Here is a 26,651-nt window from a genome sequence, read left to right as displayed (position 1 = left end):
TCAGACGCAGAGCGTCCGGAGCGAGTCCAAGCCGGTCTTCCGTCTCCGGTCCTCCGTCACAAAGAACTCAAAACTAAACCTAGTCTTCCCAGATCCCCACTTCTTTGTTGCCATCGGAATCTGTTGCTGCGCGGAACATGGAGCCAGTGTTTGTTTTCATGGAATAGTTACCATATTTGTCGACGGCGATGAAGCCGGCATCACCCGGTTCAAGGACATCGTCCACCAAGTAGTTCATGGATTCCTGCAGGGTCGCTTCGTTAAGTTTATAGTACATAGCCAGCGTGTGAGCTGAAACATTCAGCATGATCTTCTCTCCCCATCCGGTGGCTGATACCGCCACTTCATCATTGGCATAGGTTCCTGATCCAATGATCGGCACATCACCCACGCGGCCGTATTTCTTGTTCGTCATACCGCCGGTGGATGTTGCTGCCGCAAGATTTCCATTCACGTCTTTGGCAACGGCTCCCACGGTTCCATACTTCCAGGCTTTTTGCTCATCGGTGACAGGCAACAGGCTTGACTGTCCCTCTTCTTCCTGCTCCAGTGCTCGTTGCAGTGACTGATATCGGCTTTCGGTATAGAAATAAGAAGGATCCACGCGTTCCACATCGGTTTGGTCAGCAAACGTCTCAGCTCCGTCTGCAGAAAAGAAAACGTGCTTGGAGTCTGTCATAACTTTACGGGCCAGCGAGATTGGATTTTTAACCGTGGTAACGCCCGTTATAGCACCGGCATTCAGGGTTGAACCGTCCATAATCGCGGCATCCAGTTCATTGCGACCTTCGGACGTGAATACAGCGCCTTTTCCGGCATTATACATTTCATTGTCTTCAAGGTAATTTACGGTCTTTTCAATGGCATCCAGGGCTGTGCCGCCATTTTCGAGGATCTCTGAACCTATGGAAAGAGCCTCTTCAAGAGATTCCATATACGCTTGTTTACGATCTTCAGGCATATCCTTGGAAACATAACCGGCTCCGCCATGCAGGGCTATTGACCATTCCCTGCTTTCCTGTGGCTCAGTGTTTGACTCCTCTACTGGCTGGCAGGCTGAGGTAAGTATCAATAACGAAAATATGGTAAAGAGAGATAGATATTTTTTCATAACGATCATTGAGTTTGGTTTGTCAGATTATACAGCACTCTCATCGATATTTAAAGAACTGATTTCACCTTTTACTGTTTTTAGCAGCTGAATCGATCCTCCTGATCCCAGACAAAACCTCATTCATCGAAGAAATACCCCTATTCATCGAATATTTTTTCTTCCATTTGTTATCTGCAGTTTCTTTATTTCGAACTCATAACTAATCGAAGACCTATGACAACCTACATCAAGCTTATACTTTTGACTTTGGGACTCTCTATAACATTAAGCGGCTGTTTTCTAAAATCCCTGCACCCACTTGTAAGTGAAGAGGAAGCCGTTGCAGTTGACGGTATCACCGGCGTTTGGGAAAAAGATGATCAGCGCTGGACCTTTATCAAAGACGGGGAATTCGAAGATCTTAAAATGACAGGGATTCAGGGTAACGAAACATTCTCTATTACCATGACGGATGAAGGCGGTGACTCAACAGATACAGGTGATCATTCCTACATGGTCATTTATGAAGACTTGAATGAAAATCGTATCGATTCCTCCTACTTCTTTGGGTCCTTTGCCATGCTTAATGGTGATCACTACCTCGATCTTTTCCCTCTGGATTTCGGTTCTTTTGACTTTGAAAACAGTCATTATTTGCCGGTTCACACATTTTCGAAAATACGTCTCACGGAAGACAGTTTGGTGATCAGCCTCTTTAAAGACTCATGGATCGAGGAGCAGATAAGCGAAAGCAGGGTTCGCATCAAACATGAAAGAACGAATGATTCCGTTTTGATCACAGCAGGGACTGAAGAGCTTCAGAAATTTATCATCAAATACGGTACTATGTCGGAAGCCTATAGGGACCCCATTAATCTCAAAAGAATTCAACTTTGAAAGTGCTCACCAACATAGTCCGATCGCGTTTCTTTCAGTGGCTGTTATTCTGGGGGGCATCTTTCTGGCTCACGCTTCAGATCTTTTCCCAAACTGAGACGATCCGAATGCTTGATCTGATCTATGTTTGCTTGTTTCATATACCCATGATATTTGCTGTCCACGCCCATGATCAGGTTCTTTTCAAAAGGCTACTCTTGGATAGGAAGTTTATAGGCTATGGTGTCAGTTTCTTTTTCCTCCTCGGTGCCACTTATTTCATCTATCTGTTCAGTTTCAATGATCTTTCTGTATGGATCTTTCCCGACTATTACTTTGTGGCCTTATATGAACCGATAGAGATCATTGGATTCAGTTTAGTCTACATCTTTGTCTTTCAGATGATCGACATTGCCAGAAACTGGTTCGCTCAACAACAGGACATTGCGCGATTGGCTCAACTTGAGGAAGAGAATAAAAAGGCAGAACTAAAGGCATTACGATCTCAGGTAAACCCGCATTTTTTGTTTAACTCCCTGAATGCGATCTACAGTGAGGCATTGAAGAAGACCGATAAAGCTCCAAATATGATCCTTCAGCTTTCTGATCTTTTGCGCTATGTTCTGGATCAGATCGGTTCAGACCGCGCCCCCCTGAAAGATGAAATTGATTATCTGAGTAATTATGTAGAGATGCAGTTAATGCGGCTGAACGATCCCTCCAGGATCACTTTTAAGGTCGATGGAAAACCCGGTGACCTTCAGATCGCCCCTTTGTTGCTGATCAATTTTGTAGAGAACTGCTTCAAGCATGCTGACCTGCAAAGCGATGAAGGCTTTATACATATTCATATTTCAATTCAGGACAACACGCTGAAATTTTCAGCCGAAAACTCTATCCCTGTCAATATGTATTCACAGAACCAACTAAGGGCAGGAACCGGCATTGAGAACTCCAAAAAGCGACTTGAATTAGCCTATCCAAATAAATTCGGGCTTGAATTATCGTCCGATGATCTCATCTTTAAAACCAATTTATACATGGAGCTCACATGATCAAATGCCTGATCATAGACGATGAACCGGCTGCACGGGATATCCTTGAAACTTACATCACTGACTGCCCTGATACAGAAGTAGCCGGAATTTGTCAGGATGCCCTGCAGGCAAGAAGCTGGCTTGATGGTCATACCGCCGATCTTATGTTTGTGGATATAAACATGCCCAAACTATCGGGTCTCAGCTTCATAAAAACACTGAGTGCGCCACCACAGATCATCTTGTCAACAGCGTATTCCGAACACGCTATTGATGCCTTTGAACTTGGGGTCACCGATTACCTGCTCAAACCTTTTTCATTTGAGCGTTTCCTTAAAGCCATTGATAAGGTCAAACTTCAAAGTGAAAGAGCGAGTGGACCATCTTCTGCCATCACGGTAAAAGCGGATGGTAAACTTTACCGGGTGTTACACGATGACATTTTGTTTGCCGAAAGTCAGGGCGATTACATAACCCTTCACTCAGCTGATAAGAACATAACCTTTTATCATTCGCTTAAAGAGCTTTCCGGGATCTTGCCCGATGATCAGTTTTGCAGGGTTCACAGGTCGTATGTCGTCTCCCTTTCAAAGATCGAGTTCCTGGAAGGCAACAGGATCAAGATCGGGGATAAATTTATCCCGATCGGCCATTCTTATAAGGAAGCATTTCTTCAAAGGTACACGACATAAAAAAGACGACCGCTCTCAACGATCGCCTTATCTTGGGGGGGGTATAAATATAAATAGTTTACTATGCTTCTACAGGCTCGCTTTCCACTACCTGAACGTTCATATGCAGTTTAACTTCATCGCCCACCACAACGCTTCCGGCTTCCGTTACGGCATTCCACTTAAGTCCAATTTCCTTAGTGAACGGATTCATCTGGGATTTTCACATTTTGAGAAATGAGATACGAATAAAGTCCTAAATTTTTATTTTATTAGTCCAAAGCAAACCCACATAATTAAACTGACATGTTCAAAAAGTTACTCTCGACCGATCTTAGTAAGTTCATTGATGTCAACCTTTCCATTTTGTTACTGCGCTTTGGGGCAGGGGCCATTTTGTTCACGCATGGTCTCCCAAAATCAATTAAGGTCTTTTCAGGTGATTTCTCCTTCGCTGATCCTATTGGCCTGGGACCGGAGATCTCTCTCATCCTTGCTGCTTTCGCTGAAGGTATTTGCAGCCTTTTTGTGCTGTTCGGTTTTGGAACCCGCCTTTCGTCATTTATCATCGCCATTAATATGGCCGTTGCTCTGTTTATACAGCATGCCGGCGATCCATTCGGACAGAAAGAAAAAGCGCTGTTATTTCTACTCATGTTTATGATCACGTTCTTTACCGGCGGCGGGAAGTATTCTTTGGATAGGAAGATTAGTTAGTGTTTAGTTAGGTTTTAGGTTCAAGGTGCAAGTGGTTTGGGCTTGATCGCGGCGGTCTTTGGCTAACATGTATGGTTTGGATCGAGGACCGGGGACGGAGGACCGGTTGTCTACGTACTACGCTGTTTTGTTTCTAACTCATAAGTCTTAGCGCCAACATCCTGCGTCTTGCTCCGCATTGGCTTGCTGTTAGTGACGAGGGGTTTGCGGGGTTTGAATACGGCGATCGCGCCTAATTAAGCATGTTCAGGTTCTTCATCCTGATAAACCGGGTTAAGAATGACTATATAGAGTTTGAATCCAACCACGGAAATTCCTCCTTTGAAGGAGGTGCCGAGCTGAGAGTATGCGAAGCCGGGTGGTGGATGTGCGGGGCATGCAATGGCTTGGTTGCCCGTATTCACTACCCCTCTTTGTTTCTCCCCTTGCACAGGGAAGAATACGCTTGGTCGGCTAATGAGATTGTTCAGATGAGCACGCCCTTTTGAGCGTATCATTTCATTTTGAACCGGGATTTTCAGAACTAATAGATCTTAAATAGCTCTTCCATAAGGACAGGATCATTTTCTCTTAAAACATCTCTTCTTTTCTATGGCTAAATTATTATTTTATATGATATAGGTTAACGGAAAACGTATCAGGCAAACATGCAGCATCTATTCTTTTTGTCTGCAAAATCTTTAGGGCTTTTATTTCTGAGTTTTATTCTCAGTGAAACAGCATTGCATGCAAATCCCGCAGATCAGGTGGCACGATTATATGAGGATTCAAATCAGCCGATCCTTGTAGGCCGGGGCAGTTTCTTCGCTGATATTGATACGGTAGATCAGATCATTTACACACTGGTCTATGAAGAATTATGGTCGTATGACCTGAAAACAGATGAGTGGAATTTCCTGCACAGCTTTGATGATGACGTAACGGATGAACTGTTTGACCAACCTAAGGAGTTTGGATTCGATCAGGTTACGGGAGACCTGTATTTATGGTCAGTCGGGGTAGGCCTTGTCTATCGTATTAATCTGCAAAATTATGAGGTCACACGGCTGGATCAGTCTTTCCCCCATAAAAATCAGTTTGGTCACACTCCTTTTTTTCGTGAAGGCATGATATATGCATTTGGCGGATACGGTTTATGGCAAAATAAAAACCTGATCACCCATTTTGTGCCGAATCTAAGGGAATGGAAGATCGTAACTCCCGCTGAAAAATCCCCATTTCCCAAAGAGCGGAGCAACAGTAAAGGCATGTATGTCCCGGATCAGCAATCCTTTTACATTTACGGAGGAAATGTCATTGAAGGACGGCCACACGATGACAGCAATTCCAACCATACTTGGAAAAATAACCTCTGGAAGTTTGATTTCAACACCATGGAATGGTCATATGTAATGAAAACGGAGCCTTTGTCGGGGTGGCCAATGAGAAACAATGCCATCAGCACCTTGAGTGGTGTAAGCTTAACATCCTTATCCTCTACAGCCTTTAGCCTAAGCTCCGGAAACTGGTACATTCCGGTAAGGACAAGTGGTTCGTCCCAGCTTTCCCTATATCTAAAAACTTTTGACCTGAAGGATCATACCGAATACAAGCTTATAGATCTGGATCTCACTGTGGAGGAAGAAATGTTTGCCACTCATGTCCTATTCGATCAAAAATCAAAGGAACTTATCTTGCTTGGTTATCACAATAGGTCAAATCAGGAACTCTTTCCCGTGATCGTCAAAAAGATACCTGAACAAAGGCTTCTGGAGAAACTTGAGCCGGTGGGCCCGGATGTGACCCTGGTCTATGCCTCAGCCTTAGGCTTTGGATTACTGCTGATACTGGGACTTTTATATTTGAAATTCGGCAGCGCCATCCCCGCTATCGAGGACAAAAAACAATTCTCCAAGGATAAACTTGAGGAGGAACTCAATGAGACCGAGCGTTCTCTGTTGAATGCTTTATGCAACGCCGACTACATGCCGGAGACAAACGAACTCGAGGAACTCGTGTGGCCGGACGTGGATAACTACGATTACCGCAGAAAACTGCGTAATGAAACTATCCGCTCCGTCAATGAAAAAGTGCAGGAGACCTTTGGCGTCAATGAAAAGCTCATCATCCGCGAGAAGGATATAGAGGATAACCGCCGGTTTCGGTATGGTGTTAGGAGAGAGATATTAGATTAGGGGGTTAGGTTTTAGTTAGAAGTTGGGATATTTTCTACTTGTTGCGTTGCTTTGCGTCTAACTTATAAGCCTGGTTCGGAAGGTCTCCACTTGAGTCGAAAGGTAAAATTGGTTTGCTTTTATTGCTGAAGGCTGTTGGGAGGTGGATTCAGAAAACACTGCCCCGATTCGACCACCATCCGTCGGACGACTCTTTGCAAGATTGTGCTGCCCGGCCATGTTTCAGTCGTCGGACGGGAGACTGGTGGGTTGTATTTGCCAAACAAAACAGTTTAAATTTGTTGGGATATGGGAATAAGTAAAAGCCTTACAAGATGTGTTATCTTATGTGACTTTTGTGTATTCGCCCGGAAGAAAGCAAAGGTCTTCACCCTATTGCTTTAAAATGCACTTTATTTATCATTACAGGCAAAATCTATTTTTTGTTTAAGTGGCTGAGGTGAAGGGGAATGAATTTTTGTTTACCGGTAATTGGGTTACAAAAACTGAAAGTTACTAGATCTAAAATGTCCGTTATTTTCCTCTCAAAAATCACTATACCAGATCAGATGTAATAAAAGCTTTTGGTTTTAGCCTTTCAGCACCTATTTTAGATCCGTGATAAAGTTAACCCAAAAAATAGTGTTCAAACAAACGGCCAGGCTACTGATTGTGGCCAGTGTATTGTGTGTATTTTTGGGAAATGGCGTGCATTTTCATGGCATATTTGATCATATTTTCGATCATGGTGATATCCACGCCTTTGTGCATTCTCATTCCGAAGATCAAGCCCAAAGTCATAGCCACGCAGAAGAATTTGACGATAGGGACGCCCATCAGCATCCAACCCCTACCGTTGATCTAACGGGAACATTAACCCAGAAGACCACAAGTAAGGCTTCCACTAACACAGAGCTTTTTTCTACCCCAGCCGTTTTAAGCAGCCAAAGACCTTTAGAGTCTTCGATCCTGCTTTATTTGGATCTGCCACCGCCGGTTCATCTATACCAATCCAATCATTTCTCTTCTTATTCTCTTCGCGGCCCACCCCTGGGATAGATCTATACCTCCGCCAGATAGCATCTCTTCTCAGCTATCTCAATAGCATTCTATAACCATTAATACATTCTATTTATGAATTCATCCAAGTGGTGGATCTTGTTTTTGGTATTCCTATGGGTACCAATGCAGGTTCACGCCCAATCCACAACACTTTCATTAGAGGAGGTTGTTGAGCGATTCAAGCAACACAGTCTCCAGCAGGAACTGGCTAAACTCGAAGAACTTCGAAAACAGGGAACGGCTCAACAGTATAAATCATATATGAATCCCGAGGTGAGCATTTTCAGCGAACAGCTCAATGCCGGTACGCTCGATTATGATGAAACCACCTATCAGATCTCGCAGCCGATTGAACTCCTGGGGCAGGCCTTCCTCCGAAATAAAAGCGCTGATAAAAGCACTGAAGCGGCTGGATTAAGCTATCAATACGAACGGTCGGTTTTAATCCAAAGAGTAAAATCTCTGTATGTTGAGTACTGGTATTCAGGCCAAAAACTTGAGGTGTATGATCAAGCGCTTGAAGTGATAAATCAGGTGCTGGAATCAGCTAAAGACCGCCAAGAAGAAGGCACCGAGTCAGGACTTCAAGTGCAGCGTTTTACCGTTGAAAAGAACCGGTACCTCCGTGAGCGAAATGAAGTAGAACTGAAAATGATGCAGGTTGGCAACCAATTGGCCTCCATGATCACTTCATTCGAAGAGCCCGGCTTTGAATTTCAGGTGGAACAAGAATTATCGGTAGAGCCGATCATGGAAGACCTTGAAACACTTCAGCAATATGCGTTGGAGCGTCGGGCTGATCTTCGGGCTATGGAGCTGGAGGCGGAAGCTCTCGGACTAAAATACAAAGTGGAAAAACGAGAACGCCTGCCGGACTTAAAGGTGAATTTCGGCTATAAGAATCAGTCGGACGGCTCGGAAGGTTTTGTCATTGGCGGGGGCATACAACTACCTATTTTCAACCGAAACAGCGGAAGCATCACCATGGCAGAAGCCGAACATCGCAGCGTGGAAACATCGTTGCAGCTACAAAGACGAACCATTCGTAATCAGGTGGATGTAGCCTACCGTCGTGTTCAAAATTTGTATGCGCAATGGCAAGAGATGCAACAAAATCCACTTTCTGCTGAAATGTTGGAAACATCACGATCTGCTTATCAGGAAGGATGTTATTCGCTGGTCGAACTGCTGGATGCCACCAAGGCTTACGTCGATGGTCGCAGCCTACAACATCGCATCACCGCGGATTACCAACAAGCTCTTTTTACCCTCGATACCATCACCTCAGGAAAAATATTCTCAACTCAAAAAACCTCAGAACAATGAAAAATCTATTCACAGCACTTTTTGTAAGCCTTGCATTTATCATCGCCGGTTGCGGCTCAGAACAAGAAACACACAGTCATGGCGAAGACGGTGATCACACCCATGAAGCTCCGGCTCAATCATCCACTTCCGATGATGGTGATGCAGTTCGGATCGGAGGTGGAGACCACCATTCAACAGAAGATGATTCAACTCATGCCCATGACGAAAACAGTGACCACAGCCATGATGAGGAGGAACACAGCCATGAAGATTCAACCCATTCACACGGAGATGAAGAGCACAGTTACTAATTCCCTAAATATTAGACAAACCTATCACGACCAAAATTTGATGCAATGAAACAGCTAATACCATTACTAATTCTAAGTACATCCCTGTTTATGATGGGTTGCGGCGGTAGCAGTGATGAAAGCCACAGTCATGACGAAGAAGGTGATCATACCCACGAGCAAACGACTCAGCAAGCGCAAGAAGATTATAGCCACTCCCATGATGGAGAAGACGCCCATAGTCATGAGGGAGAATCTCAACTGGAAGGAGCCGGAGTGATCACGCAATGGACGGATAAGACCGAACTCTTCATGGAGTATCCGGAACTTATCGTGGGTCAGGAAGCCACCTTTGCCGTTCACCTGACCCGGCTTTCGGATTTCAGCCCCATTTCTGAATCAGAAGTGCAGTTTGTGTTTAGCTCTGAGCGGGGTAACGAAGGTTCCCTTACCGAAACGGAAGTTCAAATTCGGGGGATCTACGGTCCGGATGTTATCTTTGACCGGGCAGGACGTTATGACCTTACGATTATCATTCAGGGCATGGTAGAAGACACACTTCAGGTTGATGGCATTCCAGTTTATAGCTCTGCAGAAGACGTTCCGGCTACTCACGAGGATGAAGATCCAAATTTGATATCCTTTCTGAAAGAGCAGCAGTGGAAGATCCCGTTTGCTACGCAGAAAGTTGGTCGCCACACACTGTCAGAAACAGTGGATGCGCATGGCGAGCTCAAACCAGTTCAAAGCAGGGAAGTTACGGTTTCGGCTCCATTTTCAGGGATCATACTGAGCAGTGCCAATCAAAGCCTACCGGTTGAAGGGCAAGACATCAGTAAAGGCACCTCACTGGTGCAGCTGAATCCATCTATACAATCAGCGGATGGAGAAAACTATGCTCAGCAGTTTATCAATGCGCAATCACAACTCTCTTTGGCCCAAAAGAACCTGGAGAGGTCTAAGCGGTTATATGAAAAAGAGGCCATACCGGAAGTAGAACTGGAAAAAGCCCGGATCGAATACCGACAAGCAGTCACTCAGTTTCAGACCATCAATGAGATCGCTCAAATTGATACCTCTACCGTAGAAACCTATGGCTACACAAAATCCTCGTATCGCTTTACAATGAAAGCCCCGATCTCCGGAACCGTGGTTGAATCTTATATACGGCCTGGAATGCAGGTGAAAGCCGGAGAGCCGCTTTTGCAAATTGCTGATATGAGCAAAATGTGGCTGAGCTTACACGTTCCCGCATCTGAACGAACAGCTATCCAAAATCCCGGAGCGGCCATTTTTTACGTGCAGGGAAATGAGAAAATGTACAACATGGAGGAGGTTAACGGGCGCTTGCTTAGCGCGGGCAAACAAGTGGACCCCCAAACCCGAACGCTTTCTCTGATCTATGAAATTGATAATCGAGAAGGTTTACACAGCGGACTCTTTGTAACCGCTGAGATCGACACCGATCGAAAAGAAAACGTGATCGCCATCCTGGAATCAGCGCTCATTGAGGAAGAAGGAAATTTCGTGGTGTACGTGCATGTAGCGGGTGAATCCTTCGAGAAAAGAGCCATAACTACAGGCATAAGAAATCGAGGATGGGTGGAAGTGACTTCGGGTCTTGAAGAAGACGAGTATGTGGTTACTACTAATGCGTACCAGGTGAAATTGGCTTCATTGTCCTCTGAAGCACCTGCACACGGTCATTCTCATTAATCATCAGGAAAGGAAATAAATTATGTTAGATGCAATAATCAGAGGATCGTTACGGTACCGACTGGTCGTATTGGTAAGCTCAGTTGTAATTTTAGCGGCCGGTATTTATGTCGTTGATAGGATGCCGGTGGATGTGTTTCCCGATTTAACCGCACCAACAGTTACGGTTATGACCGAAGCCCACGGATTAGCTCCGGAAGAAGTGGAAAGGCTGGTAACTATCCCGGTGGAGACCTCAGTGAACGGGGCAACAGGCGTGCGAAGAGTTCGCTCATCTACAGCCAAAGGAATATCCATTGTATGGGTAGAATTTGACTGGGGTACCGATATATTCAGGGCCCGGCAAATTGTGAACGAAAAACTACAACTGGTGGCTACCAGTCTTCCCGAAGAAGTTCCGCCACCCATCATGGCACCAATTTCCTCCATTATGGGAGAGATCATGTTAGTGAGTGTGGATAGTGACGAGCATTCGGAGCTTGAGGTGCGAACAGCCGCCGACTGGGAAATCCGTCGCAGGTTGCTGGCCATTCCCGGTGTGGCTCAAGTGATCCCCATCGGTGGCGGACAAAAACAGTATCAGGTGCGGGTCAATCCTGATAAACTGAAACAATACAATATCACACTGCATCAGGTATTACAGGCCACTGAACAAGCCAATGAAAACTTCTCTGGTGGCTTCTTCAGGCAATACAGTCAGGAATATACTATCCGTGGGATAGGCCGGGCGTATTCAGTGGACGATATGGAACAGTCTGTGATCACCCAGCGAAATAATATCCCAATTACAATTGGAGATGTGGCAACGGTAGAAATTGCAGCAGCTCAAAAGATTGGGGATGCCTCCGTGAACGCTGATCCGGCTGTGATCATCTCCATTCAAAAACAGCCGGATACCAATACCCTGGAGCTAACGGATCGGGTGGATGAAACGCTCGCTCAGATCGAATCGAGCCTTCCGGCCGGATTTGAGATCAATACGCACTTGTTTCGTCAGGCCGAATTTATTGACCTAGCCATCGAAAATGTGGTGGAAGCACTTAGGGATGGAGCCTTTCTGGTGGTTATCATTCTGTTTTTATTCCTTGGAAATTTTCGCACGACCCTGATTTCTCTAACGTCGATTCCACTGGCCTTGATCGTTTCGATCCTGGTACTGGAATTCTTTGACATCACCATCAATACGATGACCTTGGGCGGGATGGCTATTGCCATTGGAGTGATCGTGGATGATGCCATCATTGATGTGGAAAATGTTTATAGGCGGCTCAGGGAAAACTCGAAGTTACCTGAAAAAGAACAGGAGCTGTCCATTGACGTCGTTTTTGAGGGCTCGAAAGAGATACGATCTTCTATTATTAACGCCACGCTGATCATTATGATCGTGTTTATTCCTCTGTTCTTTCTGAGCGGGATTGAAGGTCGACTTTTGCAGCCGTTGGGCCTTGCCTATATCATTTCCATTGGAGCCTCGTTGGTTATTGCCATGACCGTAACTCCGGCCATGTGTTATTACCTGTTGCCCAGTCAGGCATCCAAAGGAAAACTGGAGGAGAGCTGGTTTACCAAAAAACTTAAATCCGGATATGAGCACGTGCTTAATGTGGTGATTCGCTTTAAGAAGATCATCATTGTGAGTACGCTGGTTCTGTTTCTTGGCACATTGGTGGTATTACCCTTTTTAGGACGTTCTTTTCTTCCCGAATTTAACGAGGGAACGCTGGTGATCAGTGCAGTAACCATACCCGGTACCTCGCTGACCGAATCCAATGAAATCGGCAAACGCATAGAAACAATTCTACTGGAACATCCGGCTATTGCTTCTACCTCACGCCGAACCGGAAGAGCCGAGCTGGATGAACATGCCCAGGGAGTCAATGCCTCAGAAATTGATGCCAAGCTGGATATCCCGGAAGGAACCACCAAAGAAGAAGTGTTGGCAGAACTCCGGGAAGACCTAAGTGTGGTTTCCGGAACTAACATCACCATTGGGCAGCCCATCGGGCACCGAATTGACCACATGCTTTCGGGCACACGAGCCAACATCGCTGTGAAGATCTTTGGAACCGACCTGTTCCGACTCCGAGCATTGGCCGAGGAGGTGCGTGGGCAAATGGAAACGGTAGAAGGCGTGGTGGATCTGTCGGTTGAGCAGCAACAAAATGTGCCCCAGATACAGATTCGTCCTGACCGCAGGGCATTGGCTCGTTATGGCATTACTATTCAGCAACTCGCTGAGATGGTAGATGTAGCGTTTGCAGGCGAGGTGGTGTCACAGGTCTTGGAAGGCGATAAGATGTTTGATCTGCTGGTTCGATTTGATGAGGATCACCGTGGCAGCATCGAAACGGTGCAAAAAGCAACCTTCAACCTGGAAGACGGAACCATTGTTCCGTTGGCAGAACTGGCCTCGGTAACATCCCGAAGCGGACCCAATACCATTAGCCGGGAAAATGTTCAGCGGAAGATCGTAGTTTCGGCTAATGTTGCGGGAAGGGATCTCCGAAGTACGGTAGATAACATTCGGGCCAACGTTTCACAAAACGTCAATTTCCCACAAAGTTACTTTGTGGAATATGGCGGTCAGTTTGAAAGTGAAGCTCAGGCAACGAGAACTATTTCGTTGCTTAGTATTGTAGCTATTGCGGCAATATATCTGCTTCTATTCTTAGAATTCGGGTCACTTAAAACCGCCTTACTTGTTATGGTAAACCTGCCGTTTGCACTGATCGGTGGAATTTACACCGTGCTGTTTACCAGTGGGATTATCTCCATTGCATCCATGGTTGGGTTTATCACCTTGTTTGGTATCGCAACAAGAAATGGAATCCTAATGGTATCTCATTATCAACAGCTTAGAAAGGAAGGTAAGGCGTTCATACGGGCGATTAGGCAGGGAGCCATGGAGCGACTCAATCCTATTCTAATGACGGCGTTGACGGCCGGGCTTGCCCTCATTCCGCTGGCATTAGCAGCCGGTGAACCGGGGAATGAGATACAGTCTCCAATGGCGCAGGTTATCCTTGGAGGATTATTGAGTTCAACTCTGCTGAATATGATAGTGATTCCGGCACTTTTGGCACAGTTTGAGACGGAGTAATATTTATTGGCAATATAACCTCACATTAAAATAGAGTCAGAAGAACAGCTGTTTTTCTAATGTGTAAATATTGTTATTTGGCGATTTGTGGATCAAACCATGAATATACACCTTAGAATCAATAGAGAGCATTTAAGTGAAAATGTTTGCCGTATGTTGGCCACCCTAAAAACACAAAAGCCATAAGATATTGTGAGTAAATATCTTATGGCTTGGCGTTAGTACGTCTATGTACGCCCGGAAGAAAGCAAAAGCCTTCACTCATATGCATTGAAATGCACTTTAATGATGATTAAAGGTAGATTCTAATTTCAGTTTGAACGAGCGAAAGGAAGGGAAATGAAAGATTTGTTTGCCGAATCTTTATCTAGTCTTTATAACCTTCTTCTTTAAGCCACTCAGTGGTTCTTTTTAGCCCTTCCTCAAGAGTTACTTCAGGCCCCCAACCAAGAAGTTTCGTTGCTTTTTGGGTAGGGAAGCGTTTATAAGAATTCGCCATTTCTATGAATCCCTGATCAATTGGGGTATTAATACCGGGTATCTTGTTGGCGAAAACCATCAGGCGCGCAATGATCAATGGCAGGCCTTTAGGTTCTTTATCGCACAATCGCCCATAATGACTCATGAACTCACGCCATGTTGTTATATCTGCCGATACATTAAAAGATTCCCCGGCCGCTTTAGGTTGCTTTGCGCATAGTATTAAGGCTTCCACGACATCGTCGATGTAAACGGGGTTAAAATGCGTTGAACCATCTCCCAGGAATACCGGTTTGCCTTCCAGAACATTCTTGAACATACTTTCGGACCAAAATCCATGCCCGGGTCCGTAGATCATTGAGGGCCGCACTATTGTAAGTTCTAATTCAAACTCTTCAGCCATATCAGCAGCCCGTTTTTCAGCTTGCGCTTTCGTTCGTGCGTAGGTAGAAGGATGATCCAAAGCCAGTGGCGTGGACTCATCTACCACTTCTACTTCGGCCATATCATAAGCGCCAACGGTACTCACGTGAATAAAGCGAGAGACACCGGCCTCTCCTGCTAGCCTTACTAAATCTTCAGTTGCCTCTACATTCACCGATTGTGCAGTATCAGGATCAGCTTGCATGTCAGCGGCAGTATGAAAGATGAAATCCTTGCCCTCCACCATACTTTTAAGTGCCTCCGTATCGAGAATGTCCACAGCCTCTAGGCTTACTCCCTTCTTTTTAAGATGAGAAACGCGATCAAGGTCCCTGCCTATGCCGGTAACCTCTGCTTTTTCTTTTGTAGATAATAATTCAGACAGACGGGAACCTACAAAGCCGGTTGCCCCCGTTACCAGGACTGATTTATCTGTAAGTGATTTCATTGTAAGCCTCAATTATTATATTTGAAATTAAGAACCCTGCTTTTTAGCACATTCTCCTTAAAAGATTTTTTCGTTTTCTGCATTATTTTTTTCATTCTGTTAGTTTAAGACCAGTTATTGGACATTGAATGTCCTCCACAGTTGCTCACCTTCAGGCACCTGAACGATCCAGGCATATTCTCCGGGTTCATCAATTTCCAAAGAAAAATAAGTCGCACTTTCACCGGGGATAGCATCGTAGGTGCTCACACCTCCAAGGAACTCTGCAGGTGCTGGAGCTCTGAGGCCTCCAACTTTGTACCAATCCATCCAGATGTTGACTTCGTCCAGATTGGTGTCTTCCTCCAGTTTGATCAGATGAATGTTATTATGAGCCGGCTTTCCTTCAGAGTCTGCTTCCATCCGTACGGCAAATGAGTGAAAACCGGTTTCAGCATTCCAATCAACATCGATTTCATTTTCATGCAGTGTTATACTGTTATCAAATGAGGGCTCAGGGCTGTTGGCAGATTCCTCCGTAATGGTAAGCGGTCGTGTCATGCCGGCTGTTAAATGAATAATACCATCCTCCGTTTTGACCCAGCAATCTACTGAATATAATCCCGGGGCCAGATATACCGTTTTTTCGGCTGACCTTCCCGGAGAAACCAGCCCCCTGGCGTTCACATACTCCACGCCATCGGCCCATTCGGGCAACAGTTCATTTGCGCGCGCCGAAAGACCGGGCCGTTCAAATTCACCGTCCTGATACTCTTTCAGTAAAATACCCCAGGCTCCCACATATTCATTCAAATATTCGGGGTATGTAACACCTTCCGGAATACGGGCAAAACTTATCTCATGAATTTCATGAGCTTGCTCATTGTTTAAAACAAAGGTTATCCACCCCGATGGTAGTTCACTGGGTGCCTGGAATGCATAATCGTATGCAACAATTTCCACTCTATATTCCTTCTGATCTTGTGTGCCGCATCCCCACATTATAATTGATAGCAGGATTATACAGCTTAGATGTTTGAGTGTATTCATTTTATTTGATTGAATGACGGGGTGCCTGTTAGCGAACTGCGGTTTAACCGGCGCGGGGATTGTGATTTCTTTGAAGTAGCGAAATTAATTGCTTGCAAACAAGTTTCCATCGCAGCCCGTCCGCGTCCGATTTAAAACGTTTTTTAGGTGAATTTTTAAGCTATTTCTTCTATTTCTTTCACACCAGATAAACCTTCGATATTTAACTGTCTATTTCTCACGAGCTCAAGCTGATAATTTATCATCACAAATCCTCCAGGTTTTTGCAAATCCATATCTTAATTTTCATAGTTACGAATATTTAAATCTGCACTTTCAGCTTTGTATCCTAAGAGGTGTTCAGCGAAATAATTCCATATAATTCTTTCCCAATAGGGAAGTGTATGAATATAATGTCCCTCGCCGGGCAACATCATCATGTCGAATCGCTTTTCTGCTTTTATAAGGGCATCAGCCATACGAAAGGAATGTCCAGGATGGACATTATCATCTAAAGTTCCATGCACCAACAGTAAATTACCCTTCAAATTCTCGGCTAATTTCGTGTTAGGTTCTACAGATTTTTCAACCTCATTAGTGAGTTCAATAAATGGGTACCAATACATATTAGGATCATGATTACCCGCAGAAGAAACAGCCACCTTATAAAAATCCGGATAAGTAAGAATAGCACCGGTACTCATATTGCCGCCACCTGAATGCCCATAAATTCCAATCCGGTTTTTATCAATAAAAGAATGGCGTGCTGCAAGTTGTTCTAAGCCGTACTTATTATCTGCCAACGGGAAATCACGAAAATTATCATAGCCATAACTCAAATATTCTTTTGAACGAAAATACGATCCACCTCGCTGCCCCATTGCAATTACTACAAAACCAAGCTGAGCCATAGCTGTGTTATTGCCTTCGAAACCGCTAATCCTAAAATTGCGGGGAATTGGTTCTCCGTTTGGTCCCGGATATACATCACTTATCAATGGATAACTTTTTGTAGAGTCAAAATCATTTGGCTTCCACATGGTTCCGTAAAGGTCTGTGTCACCATCGGCTGCTTTAACTTTAAAAATTTCCGGTGCCTTCCAGCCCATTGCCTGAAGCTTGCTGATATCTGTTTTTTCGAGTTCCTGTATTACGTTGCCCGCCCCATCACGCAAAACCGATACCGTAGGCTGATTGACCGTTGAGTAATTATCAACAAAATAAGTGCCGTTTTCCGAAAAGCTGATATTATGATGTGCATCTTCTGGGGTTAAGCGTTTCATATTACTACCATCAAAATTCACGCTATATACCATTTTATAATAAGGATTTACATTCTCTTCCTTTCCAAAAGCTTCGAAAAATATCGTGCGGTTATCAGCATCAACTTTGAGAATATCACCCACCGTATAAAAGCCATTGGTTATACGGTTTTTTACTTTCCCATCTTCATTAAGCAGATAAAGCTGGCCCCACCCAGTGCGGTCTGAATACCAGATGAATTCTGAGTTGTTATTTATTGGAAAAAATTTTGTAAAAAATATGTTGAAAAAAGGTTTGCTAACTTCTGAAAATAAAATTTCTGTCTCTCCGGTTTCCGTATCTGCTTTCAGTATTTCCAGTTTGTTCCATTCCCGGTTATGACGCAGAATATATAAGTAATCGGAATCATCACTTTTATAAAAACCTCCGCCAGTAAGAAGAATTCCCAACGCCTGATCATCCCATTCATCCGTATCTGTATCCAGTTTAACGGCCTTTTTAGAATTTACATCAAACACCCAGGCCTCATCTTGATAAATATCCTTATCCCCCGGCATTGGTTGCTTGTAAGTCATCAGTTCGGGGCGCTGTTTCAGCGTATTTACAATCCACATATCTTTTATCTTCCGAGAGTCCGTTCTTTTGGTATACAACTTTTTAGAATCATTAAACCAATTAGCATTAGGAGCCAGTCGCTTATTGCTGCTGGTATCTGCATCATTGGCCTGAAAACTGTACCACCGTTCCCCGTCATCGGTCAGTTGATATTCGGTACTATCGGGATCGCCGGCTTTCATTAAATACAGGTTATGATCTCTTGCAAAAGCGATCCAGGTGCGGTCTGGTGAGTAAAGTGCCCAGCCGGGGGCTCTAGTATGATCCTCGTCTTTCATTAACTTTTTATCGGACATTCGATAAGTAAAGCGAGTATCTTCAACACTAAATTCAAAAAAGCCTTTGCCGGTATTGTATTGTAAATTATTGATCGGCAAATCCTCGCTTTTAAAGGGCTTATTAAATATTTCAGTCAGATTGGCCGCCATCTCTTCCCGGTCAAAGAGCTCTTCCTTTGATTTTCTATTGGCGTCTACAAACATCCATCGCTTTCCATCACTATTCTCATAGACATACCAAAACTGATCTTTACCTTCAATCCAGTTTGGATCTACTGAGGTACTTCCAACCATCTTTTCCATCATTTGGGCAGTAAAAAGCTCCGCCTGTTCAAAATTGGCTTTTTGCGCATAGCCATTATTAGCTACTAAAACCGATAGCACAAAGAGACAGGTAATTTGGAGTCTCAAAATATTTTTATTTAATGTTTTTAACTTCATAGGTGTTAATTCTTTGCTCTTTTATTTATCATATTTGTCGTTCACAGGTATATAAGTTCGCCTGAAGCATAATCACTCATACTTAAACTCTTCTCTCGTCCACACCTTCCCACTACGCACCACCAGCTCTATACTGCGGACATTGGAAATATCCTCGAGCGGATTCTTTTCCAGCACAACCAGGTCGGCGATCTTTCCTTCTTCCAGCGTGCCGAATTCATCCAGGCGTCCCATTGCTTTTGCACCGTTGCGGGTGGAAGCCACAAGAACTTCCATTGGAGTCAGGCCCGCCTTAGCCAAGCCTTCCATCTCCATAAAAATAGCAGGGCCATGCACGGTTAAAGGATTTCCCGCATCAGAGCCTATTGCCACCGTGATTCCCGCCTCATGGACGCGTTTAAGGTTCTCTAAGATTCTTGAATATTCAGATTCAAGCTCAGCACGGTAAGAGTCAACAACCTCAACATTCGTCTCTGGGGTCGGCAAGGATTCGGTGAGTCGCAGCTTGCTGCGAGTAACGGGATCAACACAATCAAGGGGAATCTCCTGTTCTGGAAACCGAAATATCGCACGGTTGGGGTTTACCATCGACAATGCGGCCAAAATGGTTTTTTGTCTGCCATTATGGGTAACGTAAACGGCGTCATTGCGACGTGCCAGTTCCAGGAACTCATCATCGACCCGTTCAGGAAGTACGGAGTGGGCAAGCATAGAGGCGTTACCTTCCCAGAGCGCATCCTTAGCATTCTCTAAACCTGAGGCATGGGCAATCACGGGTAGTCCCGCTCGATTTGCCTCCTCCGCCACCACACGCAGGAGACTACGCACAGCCTCACGGTCCTTTGGCCCGCTCTCCAGAACAATCTTAACCGCATCACTGCCCAGCCACGAAAGCACGCGCACCCCAAAACGCACCGACTCTTCATCGACCATGTTAATATTCAAAGCGCGCGCGTCAGGTTCCAGGTACGGCATCGTGGTCAACATCGGGCCCGCAGAAGCAATATGAGGTGCGGCCTTGGAACCTTTTGCATCATCACGCACATCCAGCGTCCATGGTTGTCCTCCGATGTCAAATACTGCAGTTACTCCTGAGCAAAGATAGCTGCGATGGAACCGCTCTGGGTATTCCCGTTGCTCAGCACCGACCTCCGCAATAGGAAAACGGTCATTAACATTGAAGCCCATAAAACCGGGACGTGTGTCAAACCATCCCGACCCATCATAATGTACGTGAGCATCAACCAGTCCGGGGATTATATACTTGCCCCCGGTATCGATCACCTTGGCGCCATCGGGGATTTCGCACTCGCCCACGCAGGCTATTCGTTCGTCCTCGATCAAGATTGTCGCATTCTCCATTGGAGTCGCGCCTGTGCCGTCAATTACCGTCGCATTGGTAAAAACCACTACAGTTTTAGTGCTCTCTGAGGTTTGAGCTATGCTGCTGCCAATGGACATCAGAGACATTAAAAGAATTGAAAAAAGTAAATATGATGTTTTCATAGGTTGATTTTTTATTGGGTGAATATTTTGATCGATCCCGAAACTGATGTATTTATTCCACCACAAACTCTGCTATCTCGCCTTGATCACGGTGTTTTTCGCCATTTTCGGATCTTGCATGACAATCTATCAGATACTTTCCCGGCTGTATATCAACTGTAATTGGATCTTCTTCACTTAAATCGACAGGCCAACCTAGATATGGAACAGAACCGAAATATCGATCTTCCGGAGCTAATTCATAAAAGTTTAAAAAGCTCTTTTTGCTTTCTTCTTTTTTTATTCTAGTTAAGCGAAATAAATGCTTATCATTTCCTTTATAGGCATAGTAAAAAGTATTCCTTCCGGTTTTAATGTCATTGTCTATTCGAATCTCTCTATCTTCTACTTTTACGCCCACTTTATTTGCTTTGCTCTTTTTCTCTTGCTCTATCAGCTTATTTGTTCGTTCCCCTTTTTCAATTATAAACCTGTCCATCACTCCCCACACATAAGCGTGAGAAGTCCACATGTATTCTCCCGGAGAAAAACTATACGTTACAAAAGTACTTCTTACAGAATCAGGAGGTTCAGCGCCGCTGATCCATTCTACCTGTTCACCGCCTATTATGCCATCCATTTTTAATTCGGCTTTTTCAATGCTCAGAGAGTCCTGCACTCGAAACAAATGAAGGCCATAGGGAAATCCTCTATTCACAATTTCAACGGTTTGCTCCCCTGTAGCAAAAGTTTTGGTTCTCTGAAGATCATACTTGTCCAGAATTATATTAACATCCGCTTTGGGTTTTGTCGCGCCGGAAGACGCTTCGGTAACCTGAAAAACCATTTGCATTCCTAAGTCGGCATGAAATTTCCCGCCTTCTATCATTACCCAGCAAATCATGACATAATTTCCAGGCTCCAGGTGCAAGGTAACATCACTCTTTTGCCCAGAACTATGTAAACCAGGACCTCCTATAGAACTGGTGGGAAAATCATAGTTTCCAGTAGATATTTTGTATTGGATTTCCTCAACGCTCAGATCTGATTCAGATCGCAAAATCGTGGCAATGTGATTGTCCTCTCCCATATTTTCCATCCGAAAGGTGATCCACCCAGAAGGAATCTCAGGCGGCATGGCAAAGGCATAATCCAGTGCTTTTAAATCTACCACGTAAGTAGAATCTCGCTGGACAACCTTCGTATTTTTATCAGTTCTGCTGTTTTGCTTACAGGAGATGGAGAAGGCAAATAATCAGTATTATATTTTTCATGATCTAAATATTTGAATATTTATTATGTAGAGGTAACAGATATTATTCGACTATAAACTCTACAATCTCCCCTTCCTCAATGTGATAGTTACCTTCATCATTTTCTGCATAGCATACGGCGACATACCTTCCCGGTGAAAGCTCTAGCGTCAAGGCATGTTCTTTTCCCGGGCGTAAAGACTCAAAGGTTATTCCATATCCTTTGCCAGGAAATTCTGCTGTGTGATTATGATGACCTTCCTCGTGATCCTTTTTATCGGAAGTCATCCAATGTATCCAATCATCAGACCCCATTCCGTCCTGCAGTTTCCAAATCTCAAGCTGATGATCCTGATTTCCTGTGTTATGAATCGTCACCAGGGTTCTTGCGCTGGATATCTCTTCAGGAACACTTATACCATAATCGGCTGTCTTTATCTCTACCTGCTGTTTTGTTCCTTTATCCTTTAAAGTGAAATCACCTTGATTAGATAAGCTGAATTTTTCATGCATTCCCCAGATACCATATTCATGGGAGCTGAGAAGATAATCACCCGGTTTTATATTGACTGTATAGTAAGAGATATGACCTTCCTCTACACCTCCGTATAACCGAACCGGAGTTGGGTCTTGAAGATCATTAAAGTACTCAAAAGCGGCCGCCTCGGTAGATTCCTCCTCTAGGGCTATAAGATGTACGTCATATGCAGCCTCGTTACCATCAATTTCTATCGTCTGTCGGCCAGTTGATAAGACTCCGTCCATCTTTATATCATAATTATCCAGCGTCAGTTTCACATCTGATGTCGGTGGCTCTTTAGCACCAATTTCCTCGGTTACTTCCAGGTGTGATATCATCCCCAGGTCGAAGTGTGGAATATCATTTTTCATGCGGGTTCCACATACCATCATATAAACCCCCGGTTCCAGTTGAATGGTAATTTCACTGGACTCACCGCCCGAATGTAATCCCGGTCCACCCATCACTTTTGTGGTAGCAGGATAATCGCCTGCTTGTAAGATTGAGTCCACCTCAGCAGATGAAAGGTCATGTTCCAATTTCAGAATTTGTGCGACGTGAGTTAAGCTCCCTTCGTTTTTAAATCTGAACGTCACCCACCCTGATTTTATCTTGGAGGGTAGCTCAAAGGAAAACTCCATCGCAGTTAGATCCACAATATACCGGTCATCACCTGCCGGGTCATTTGACTGAGCCGCCAAGGGCTGATTGATTAATATCAGTAAGCAGACAGTTAGTGATAATTTTAGGATATGAGACATAATGTTTATACTAATGTTATTCAATTGATAATTCTTGTCCTATCAAACCTTATGGTTCTGGCTTTAATACTGCCTTAATTTTTCCCGGTCATTATGCTTACTTTTTCCATGCGCTCTTCCGTGGTTAATTCAGGATTATTAAAATCTTCACGCCAAATAAACAGATAATCTTCAGCCTGTACATCCAGGTTAAAGGTCATACTTTCACCCACAGCCAGTGTTTTTCGTTCGGTAGTTGTATAGGGAAATGGATTATCCAGAAAACCTGCCGTCTGATAGATTCGTACCTTTTCCCACCATACCACAAAATCCCGTACCGAAAATCCGGGACGAAGCTGAAATCCTTCAACCCTTGCAGTCTTTTCCTTGGTATTCGTCACCGTGATCAGTGTGCGACCGGTTGGTACCTCCAGTTTTTGAGTGCTATCATTTATTTGAACCGGAGGATTCACCGGTTGGTTGGTGATAGCCGGTGCCTTACCCGATTCAGGTATAGTAAAATGCTCTCCCATCGCCCCCGGAGACCCATGGGATATAAATGCATAGCGACCGGGACTCAACTCAGCGGTAAAGTAAGTCGGCTGGTCCGGAGTACCTTCTTCCACTCCGCCCAGAAAACTAAAGGGGGAAGGCGCTCTAAAGTCACCCATCCATTTCGTCAGTTCTTCAAATTCCTGTCCATCGTTCAGTCGCACCAAATGCACATCCTGACTGTTCATCGTTTGTACTTTGAATGTGTGATTACCAGAACCAATAGCCCGATCTGTAGATATGGCCAGGCTGCTTAGTTTTATTTGAGCCGTAAATTTAGGATTTGGTGCTCCAGATTCTGTATCGGTCACAGCAAAAGCCTTGACCATCCCCTTAGTGAAATGAAATTCATTATTTTCCGTGCGAATCCCACAGATCATAACGTATTGACCGGGCCGAAGGTAAACGGTTGTCTCTCCGGTATGTCCTGAACTTAAAAAACCAGGTCCACTCACTTTTGTTCTGTTCAAATTCCAGAATTTCTGGAGTGAACTGCTTTCTCTCTTGTTGAAACCTTCAATGACCCAGCTGTTAAGGGAGTCAAAGGGAATATCATCGTTAATCCGATCAATAGCTGCGAAATGTTCCTCTTTTCCGATATTCTTCATTTTGAAAGTCACCCAGCCCGATTTGATCTCGGAGGGCATGGCAAAGGCGTAGTCTGCAGCGGTTAGGTCAACAATATAGGGATCGGCTTTAGAACCGAGGTCATTAGAAGTTTTGACCGGCTGGGCCGTAAGGGCAGAAATTAAGCCCACGCAAAATACGAGGCTCATAAGTAGTGATCTCATAGGAGTAAATTTATATGGCTGAATAATTTTTGATAAGTAACCGATAGCAGACGCGAGAAATAGATGTGGCCGGAGTAATATCAAAACCAGGATAAGATATAAGTTGGGCAGACTGAGCTAATCCCCGAAAACCTCCTATTAAAAGAATAGAAATGAATCCTGCAATACTTGTAAACATACGACCCTCATTTAATTTTGTATCCCGAATACACTAAAAAGTGATATTATTTTCAGTGTTAAATTTTTTTAACCGTCTATTATAAACATATAAATTAAATATTAAAATAATTTTACATATAGCTCGATCGCTTCAAAAAAACCGCTTTAAACATCTAAAAACACAGTAATAGTTCACTGTGTCAGCGAATTGCCATTCTTCTTATCAAGAATCAACCCTTCTTCCTCCCCCAAACAACAGTTCTAAACATCCATACTTGAGCTCTGAGTCTCCTTCATATATTTTTCCGGCATAAGTATCTGGCATCGAAAAGTAATAAAACTCTTCTCTGTCAAAATCCCATTCAAGAAATCGGATTTTAAAGGACTGCCCTTTGTGGTCGGTGGTGTAATCGTGACGCTTAAACTTAGGTGTTGGGAGTCCAAGTCTCTTATATAATTTCATTTGGGTTATCGCTATTAAAAAGAAAAGCTTCAACTAAGAAAGACGAAGCATTTAAGTGAAAATGTTTGCCGTATGTTTGCCGCTCTTAAAAACACAAAAGCCATAAGACATTGTAAGTAAATATCTTATGGCTTGGCTTTAGTACGTCAATGTACGCCCGGAAGGATTCGAACCCTCAGCCTTCTGATCCGAAGTCAGACGCTCTATCCAATTGAGCTACGGGCGCAGATGAACATTGAACATTCTGCTGTTATAATGTTCGTATTTCTAAAGGGCTTCGAATATAAGAAGAGTTGGGCTCAGAAACACTCGAAATTCTTTGGTCTTTATTGCTGTTTGGTATATAAATCCCGAACTTTGGGTCCATTAAAACAAGAGGATACTATGTTAGAATTTGTTGTAGCAATAGGCTTAATTGGAATCGGCTTTGCCGGTATTGCAATAAAGATACTGGCCAAAGATGGCGGTGAATTTGCCGGAACCTGTGCCAGCCAAAGTCCATTTTTGAACAAAGAGGGAGAAGCTTGCGGTTTTTGTGGTGCCTCACCTCAACAAAAATGCAAAAATCCCAATACCGATAAAAAGAATGACGAGGAATTTACCCCGTTTGTAGGGTAATTGATCGGCAGCCGCTGACCTAATTCACAACAAATTCTTCAAACCCTTCGGTAACATATGTTCCCCAGTTACTTGAGCCATCATCATATATGAGATATCCTTCCAGCTCATCTTTGGCGTTCAGAAATTCCCTGCATTCCTCTAATCCTTTGACCATGCAAACAGTAGCATAGGCATCAGCATCCATGGCTGAGTCACTTATTATGGATGCACTCAATAAACTGTTCTTAGCGGGATAGCCTGTTTGTGGATCTATGGTATGTGAATAACGGGCTCCTGTTTCTTCATCCACCCAAAACTTTCTGTAATTACCGGATGTTGCCAGTGCTTTATCTTTCAATTCCAGGATAAACTGAAATCTGCCTTCAGCATCTATCTCTTCTGACGGTTTGTCAACGCCGATCCTCCAGATCTCATCCGTCTGGTTTACTCCTCTTGCCCGAACTTCTCCTCCTACTTCTACCATATAATTTACTGCCTCGTAGCTTTCAAGATACTCCGCTATATAATCTACTGTATACCCCTGAGCTATGGCATTAAAATCGATCTGAAAGCCTTCCGGGACCTTCACACTGTCTTCTTTTACCTGAATATGCTGGTACCCTGTCTTTTCCAATGTTTGCTCAACCATCTGCGGACTTACATCCTGCCTGAGTTCCTCAAATCCAAAACCCCACAGACTTACCAAAGGACCTATGGTTGGATCAAAGTCACCGTTTGTTTCTTCGGCTATTTCGAGTGAGCGATTCAAGACCTCCATGAAAAGAGTATCTACCTGAACAAGGGTATCCCCTTTATTTACGGTTGATACCAGAGATGTGGGCACATAGGTGCTCATGGATAGATCGATGCGTTTGAAGATGGCTTCAATATCATCCCCAAAGTCTTTTCCTTCGGGTGATTCATATTTGATCTGATAGGTCGAGCCCTGGGCTCTCCCGCTATTTTCTATATATTTGGATTCTTGTATTTGTGAGCAGGATATGGCGAAAAAAATTATTAAAAGGAGCGTCAGTATTCTTTGCATAGTGAAATGTTATATAAAGCCTAAATAAAAAAACCCCGTAGTGTATACGGGGTTTTTTCTAATT

General features: G+C 44.1%; 22 protein-coding genes, 1 tRNA gene and 1 pseudogene. 11 read left to right on the top strand and 13 right to left on the bottom strand.

Going from position 1 to position 26,651, the window contains the following annotated elements:
* Window positions 1-79: 79 nt before the first annotated feature.
* Window positions 80-1,111 carry an isoaspartyl peptidase/L-asparaginase family protein gene (locus tag ACKGJO_RS12755; RefSeq protein ID WP_411323824.1) on the bottom strand — a complete coding sequence of 344 codons (1,032 nt, stop codon included), beginning with the start codon at window positions 1,109-1,111 and terminating at the stop codon, window positions 80-82.
* Window positions 1,112-1,327: 216 nt separating this feature from the next.
* Here ACKGJO_RS12755 and ACKGJO_RS12750 point away from each other — a divergent pair, with 216 nt between their 5' ends.
* From ACKGJO_RS12750 to ACKGJO_RS12740, 3 genes are read left to right on the top strand one after another with little or no spacing between them, the layout of a single operon-like run.
* Window positions 1,328-1,990 (top strand): hypothetical protein, encoded by a 663-nt coding sequence (locus tag ACKGJO_RS12750; protein WP_411323823.1) that lies wholly within the window; start codon window positions 1,328-1,330, stop codon window positions 1,988-1,990.
* A 2-nt stretch (window positions 1,991-1,992) separates the two neighbouring features.
* A complete protein-coding gene (locus tag ACKGJO_RS12745) occupies window positions 1,993-3,024 on the top strand; it encodes a sensor histidine kinase (RefSeq protein WP_411324090.1) in 1,032 nt (343 codons plus the stop codon).
* Window positions 3,021-3,698 (top strand): LytR/AlgR family response regulator transcription factor, encoded by a 678-nt coding sequence (locus ACKGJO_RS12740; protein ID WP_411323822.1) that lies wholly within the window; start codon window positions 3,021-3,023, stop codon window positions 3,696-3,698. Before ACKGJO_RS12745 ends, ACKGJO_RS12740 begins: the two co-directional genes overlap by 4 nt.
* A 61-nt stretch (window positions 3,699-3,759) precedes the next feature.
* On the opposite strand, the pseudogene ACKGJO_RS12735 reads toward ACKGJO_RS12740, so the two are convergent.
* A pseudogene (locus ACKGJO_RS12735) lies at window positions 3,760-3,876 on the bottom strand (YceI family protein); the annotation flags it as partial.
* Window positions 3,877-3,983: 107 nt separating this feature from the next.
* Here ACKGJO_RS12735 and ACKGJO_RS12730 point away from each other — a divergent pair.
* Complete coding sequence (locus ACKGJO_RS12730) at window positions 3,984-4,394, top strand: DoxX family protein (RefSeq protein WP_411323821.1); 411 nt, start codon at window positions 3,984-3,986, stop codon at window positions 4,392-4,394.
* A gap of 236 nt (window positions 4,395-4,630) precedes the next feature.
* Here ACKGJO_RS12730 and ACKGJO_RS12725 read toward each other — a convergent pair whose 3' ends face one another.
* Entirely contained in the window at window positions 4,631-4,891 is a 261-nt protein-coding gene (locus tag ACKGJO_RS12725) for a hypothetical protein (RefSeq protein ID WP_411323820.1), read from the bottom strand.
* 150 nt (window positions 4,892-5,041) lie between these two features.
* On the opposite strand from ACKGJO_RS12725, the gene ACKGJO_RS12720 reads away from it, so the two are divergent.
* The 6 genes from ACKGJO_RS12720 (at window position 5,042) to ACKGJO_RS12695 (ending at window position 14,023) form a co-directional block, all read left to right on the top strand.
* Window positions 5,042-6,568, top strand: coding sequence for a hypothetical protein (locus ACKGJO_RS12720; RefSeq protein WP_411323819.1), 1,527 nt, complete (start codon window positions 5,042-5,044; stop codon window positions 6,566-6,568).
* A gap of 621 nt (window positions 6,569-7,189) precedes the next feature.
* Window positions 7,190-7,606: a hypothetical protein gene (locus tag ACKGJO_RS12715; RefSeq protein ID WP_411323818.1), complete on the top strand. Its 417-nt coding sequence runs from the start codon at window positions 7,190-7,192 to the stop codon at window positions 7,604-7,606.
* A gap of 75 nt (window positions 7,607-7,681) precedes the next feature.
* Window positions 7,682-8,935, top strand: a complete 1,254-nt coding sequence (locus ACKGJO_RS12710; protein ID WP_411323817.1) for a TolC family protein — start codon at window positions 7,682-7,684, stop codon at window positions 8,933-8,935.
* Entirely contained in the window at window positions 8,932-9,228 is a 297-nt protein-coding gene (locus ACKGJO_RS12705; protein ID WP_411323816.1) for a hypothetical protein, read from the top strand. Before ACKGJO_RS12710 ends, ACKGJO_RS12705 begins: the two co-directional genes overlap by 4 nt.
* 45 nt (window positions 9,229-9,273) lie before the next feature.
* Window positions 9,274-10,923 (top strand): efflux RND transporter periplasmic adaptor subunit, encoded by a 1,650-nt coding sequence (locus ACKGJO_RS12700; RefSeq protein ID WP_411323815.1) that lies wholly within the window; start codon window positions 9,274-9,276, stop codon window positions 10,921-10,923.
* 22 nt (window positions 10,924-10,945) lie between these two features.
* Complete coding sequence (locus tag ACKGJO_RS12695) at window positions 10,946-14,023, top strand: efflux RND transporter permease subunit (protein ID WP_411323814.1); 3,078 nt, start codon at window positions 10,946-10,948, stop codon at window positions 14,021-14,023.
* A gap of 367 nt (window positions 14,024-14,390) precedes the next feature.
* Here the strand turns inward: ACKGJO_RS12695 and ACKGJO_RS12690 are convergent, their stop codons facing one another.
* The 9 genes from ACKGJO_RS12690 to ACKGJO_RS12650 all read right to left on the bottom strand — a co-directional run bounded on the left by ACKGJO_RS12690 (window position 14,391) and on the right by ACKGJO_RS12650 (window position 25,168).
* Window positions 14,391-15,374: an NAD-dependent epimerase/dehydratase family protein gene (locus tag ACKGJO_RS12690; RefSeq protein WP_411323813.1), complete on the bottom strand. Its 984-nt coding sequence runs from the start codon at window positions 15,372-15,374 to the stop codon at window positions 14,391-14,393.
* 114 nt (window positions 15,375-15,488) lie between these two features.
* A complete protein-coding gene (locus tag ACKGJO_RS12685) occupies window positions 15,489-16,403 on the bottom strand; it encodes a hypothetical protein (protein ID WP_411323812.1) in 915 nt (304 codons plus the stop codon).
* Between the two features lie 278 nt (window positions 16,404-16,681).
* A complete protein-coding gene (locus ACKGJO_RS12680) occupies window positions 16,682-18,979 on the bottom strand; it encodes a S9 family peptidase (RefSeq protein WP_411323811.1) in 2,298 nt (765 codons plus the stop codon).
* Between the two features lie 72 nt (window positions 18,980-19,051).
* On the bottom strand, window positions 19,052-20,551 hold the full coding sequence (locus ACKGJO_RS12675) for an amidohydrolase family protein (protein WP_411323810.1): 1,500 nt from the start codon (window positions 20,549-20,551) through the stop codon (window positions 19,052-19,054).
* Window positions 20,538-21,638, bottom strand: a complete 1,101-nt coding sequence (locus ACKGJO_RS12670; RefSeq protein WP_411323809.1) for a hypothetical protein — start codon at window positions 21,636-21,638, stop codon at window positions 20,538-20,540. The genes ACKGJO_RS12675 and ACKGJO_RS12670 overlap by 14 nt, the downstream gene beginning before the upstream one ends.
* Before the next feature lie 142 nt (window positions 21,639-21,780).
* The gene (locus ACKGJO_RS12665; protein ID WP_411323808.1) at window positions 21,781-22,998 is read right to left on the bottom strand and encodes a hypothetical protein; all 1,218 of its coding nucleotides are present in this window, start codon (window positions 22,996-22,998) and stop codon (window positions 21,781-21,783) included.
* Between the two features lie 74 nt (window positions 22,999-23,072).
* Window positions 23,073-24,320 (bottom strand): hypothetical protein, encoded by a 1,248-nt coding sequence (locus ACKGJO_RS12660; protein WP_411323807.1) that lies wholly within the window; start codon window positions 24,318-24,320, stop codon window positions 23,073-23,075.
* A 382-nt stretch (window positions 24,321-24,702) separates the two neighbouring features.
* Window positions 24,703-24,942 (bottom strand): hypothetical protein, encoded by a 240-nt coding sequence (locus tag ACKGJO_RS12655; RefSeq protein WP_411323806.1) that lies wholly within the window; start codon window positions 24,940-24,942, stop codon window positions 24,703-24,705.
* Between the two features lie 152 nt (window positions 24,943-25,094).
* Window positions 25,095-25,168 (bottom strand) — tRNA-Arg (locus tag ACKGJO_RS12650).
* Window positions 25,169-25,326: 158 nt separating this feature from the next.
* Between ACKGJO_RS12650 and ACKGJO_RS12645 the strand changes: the two genes are divergently transcribed.
* Window positions 25,327-25,560 carry a membrane or secreted protein gene (locus ACKGJO_RS12645; protein ID WP_411323805.1) on the top strand — a complete coding sequence of 78 codons (234 nt, stop codon included), beginning with the start codon at window positions 25,327-25,329 and terminating at the stop codon, window positions 25,558-25,560.
* A gap of 19 nt (window positions 25,561-25,579) precedes the next feature.
* On the opposite strand, the gene ACKGJO_RS12640 is transcribed toward ACKGJO_RS12645, so the two are convergent.
* The gene (locus ACKGJO_RS12640) at window positions 25,580-26,587 is read right to left on the bottom strand and encodes an FAD:protein FMN transferase (RefSeq protein WP_411323804.1); all 1,008 of its coding nucleotides are present in this window, start codon (window positions 26,585-26,587) and stop codon (window positions 25,580-25,582) included.
* Window positions 26,588-26,651: the final 64 nt, after the last annotated feature.

The organism is Gracilimonas qinghaiensis (assembly GCF_046602855.1).
Lineage (GTDB): Bacteria > Bacteroidota > Rhodothermia > Balneolales > Balneolaceae > Gracilimonas.
Note: the sequence above shows the minus strand (reverse complement) of the source record. Positions and strands in the feature narration are given on the sequence as shown.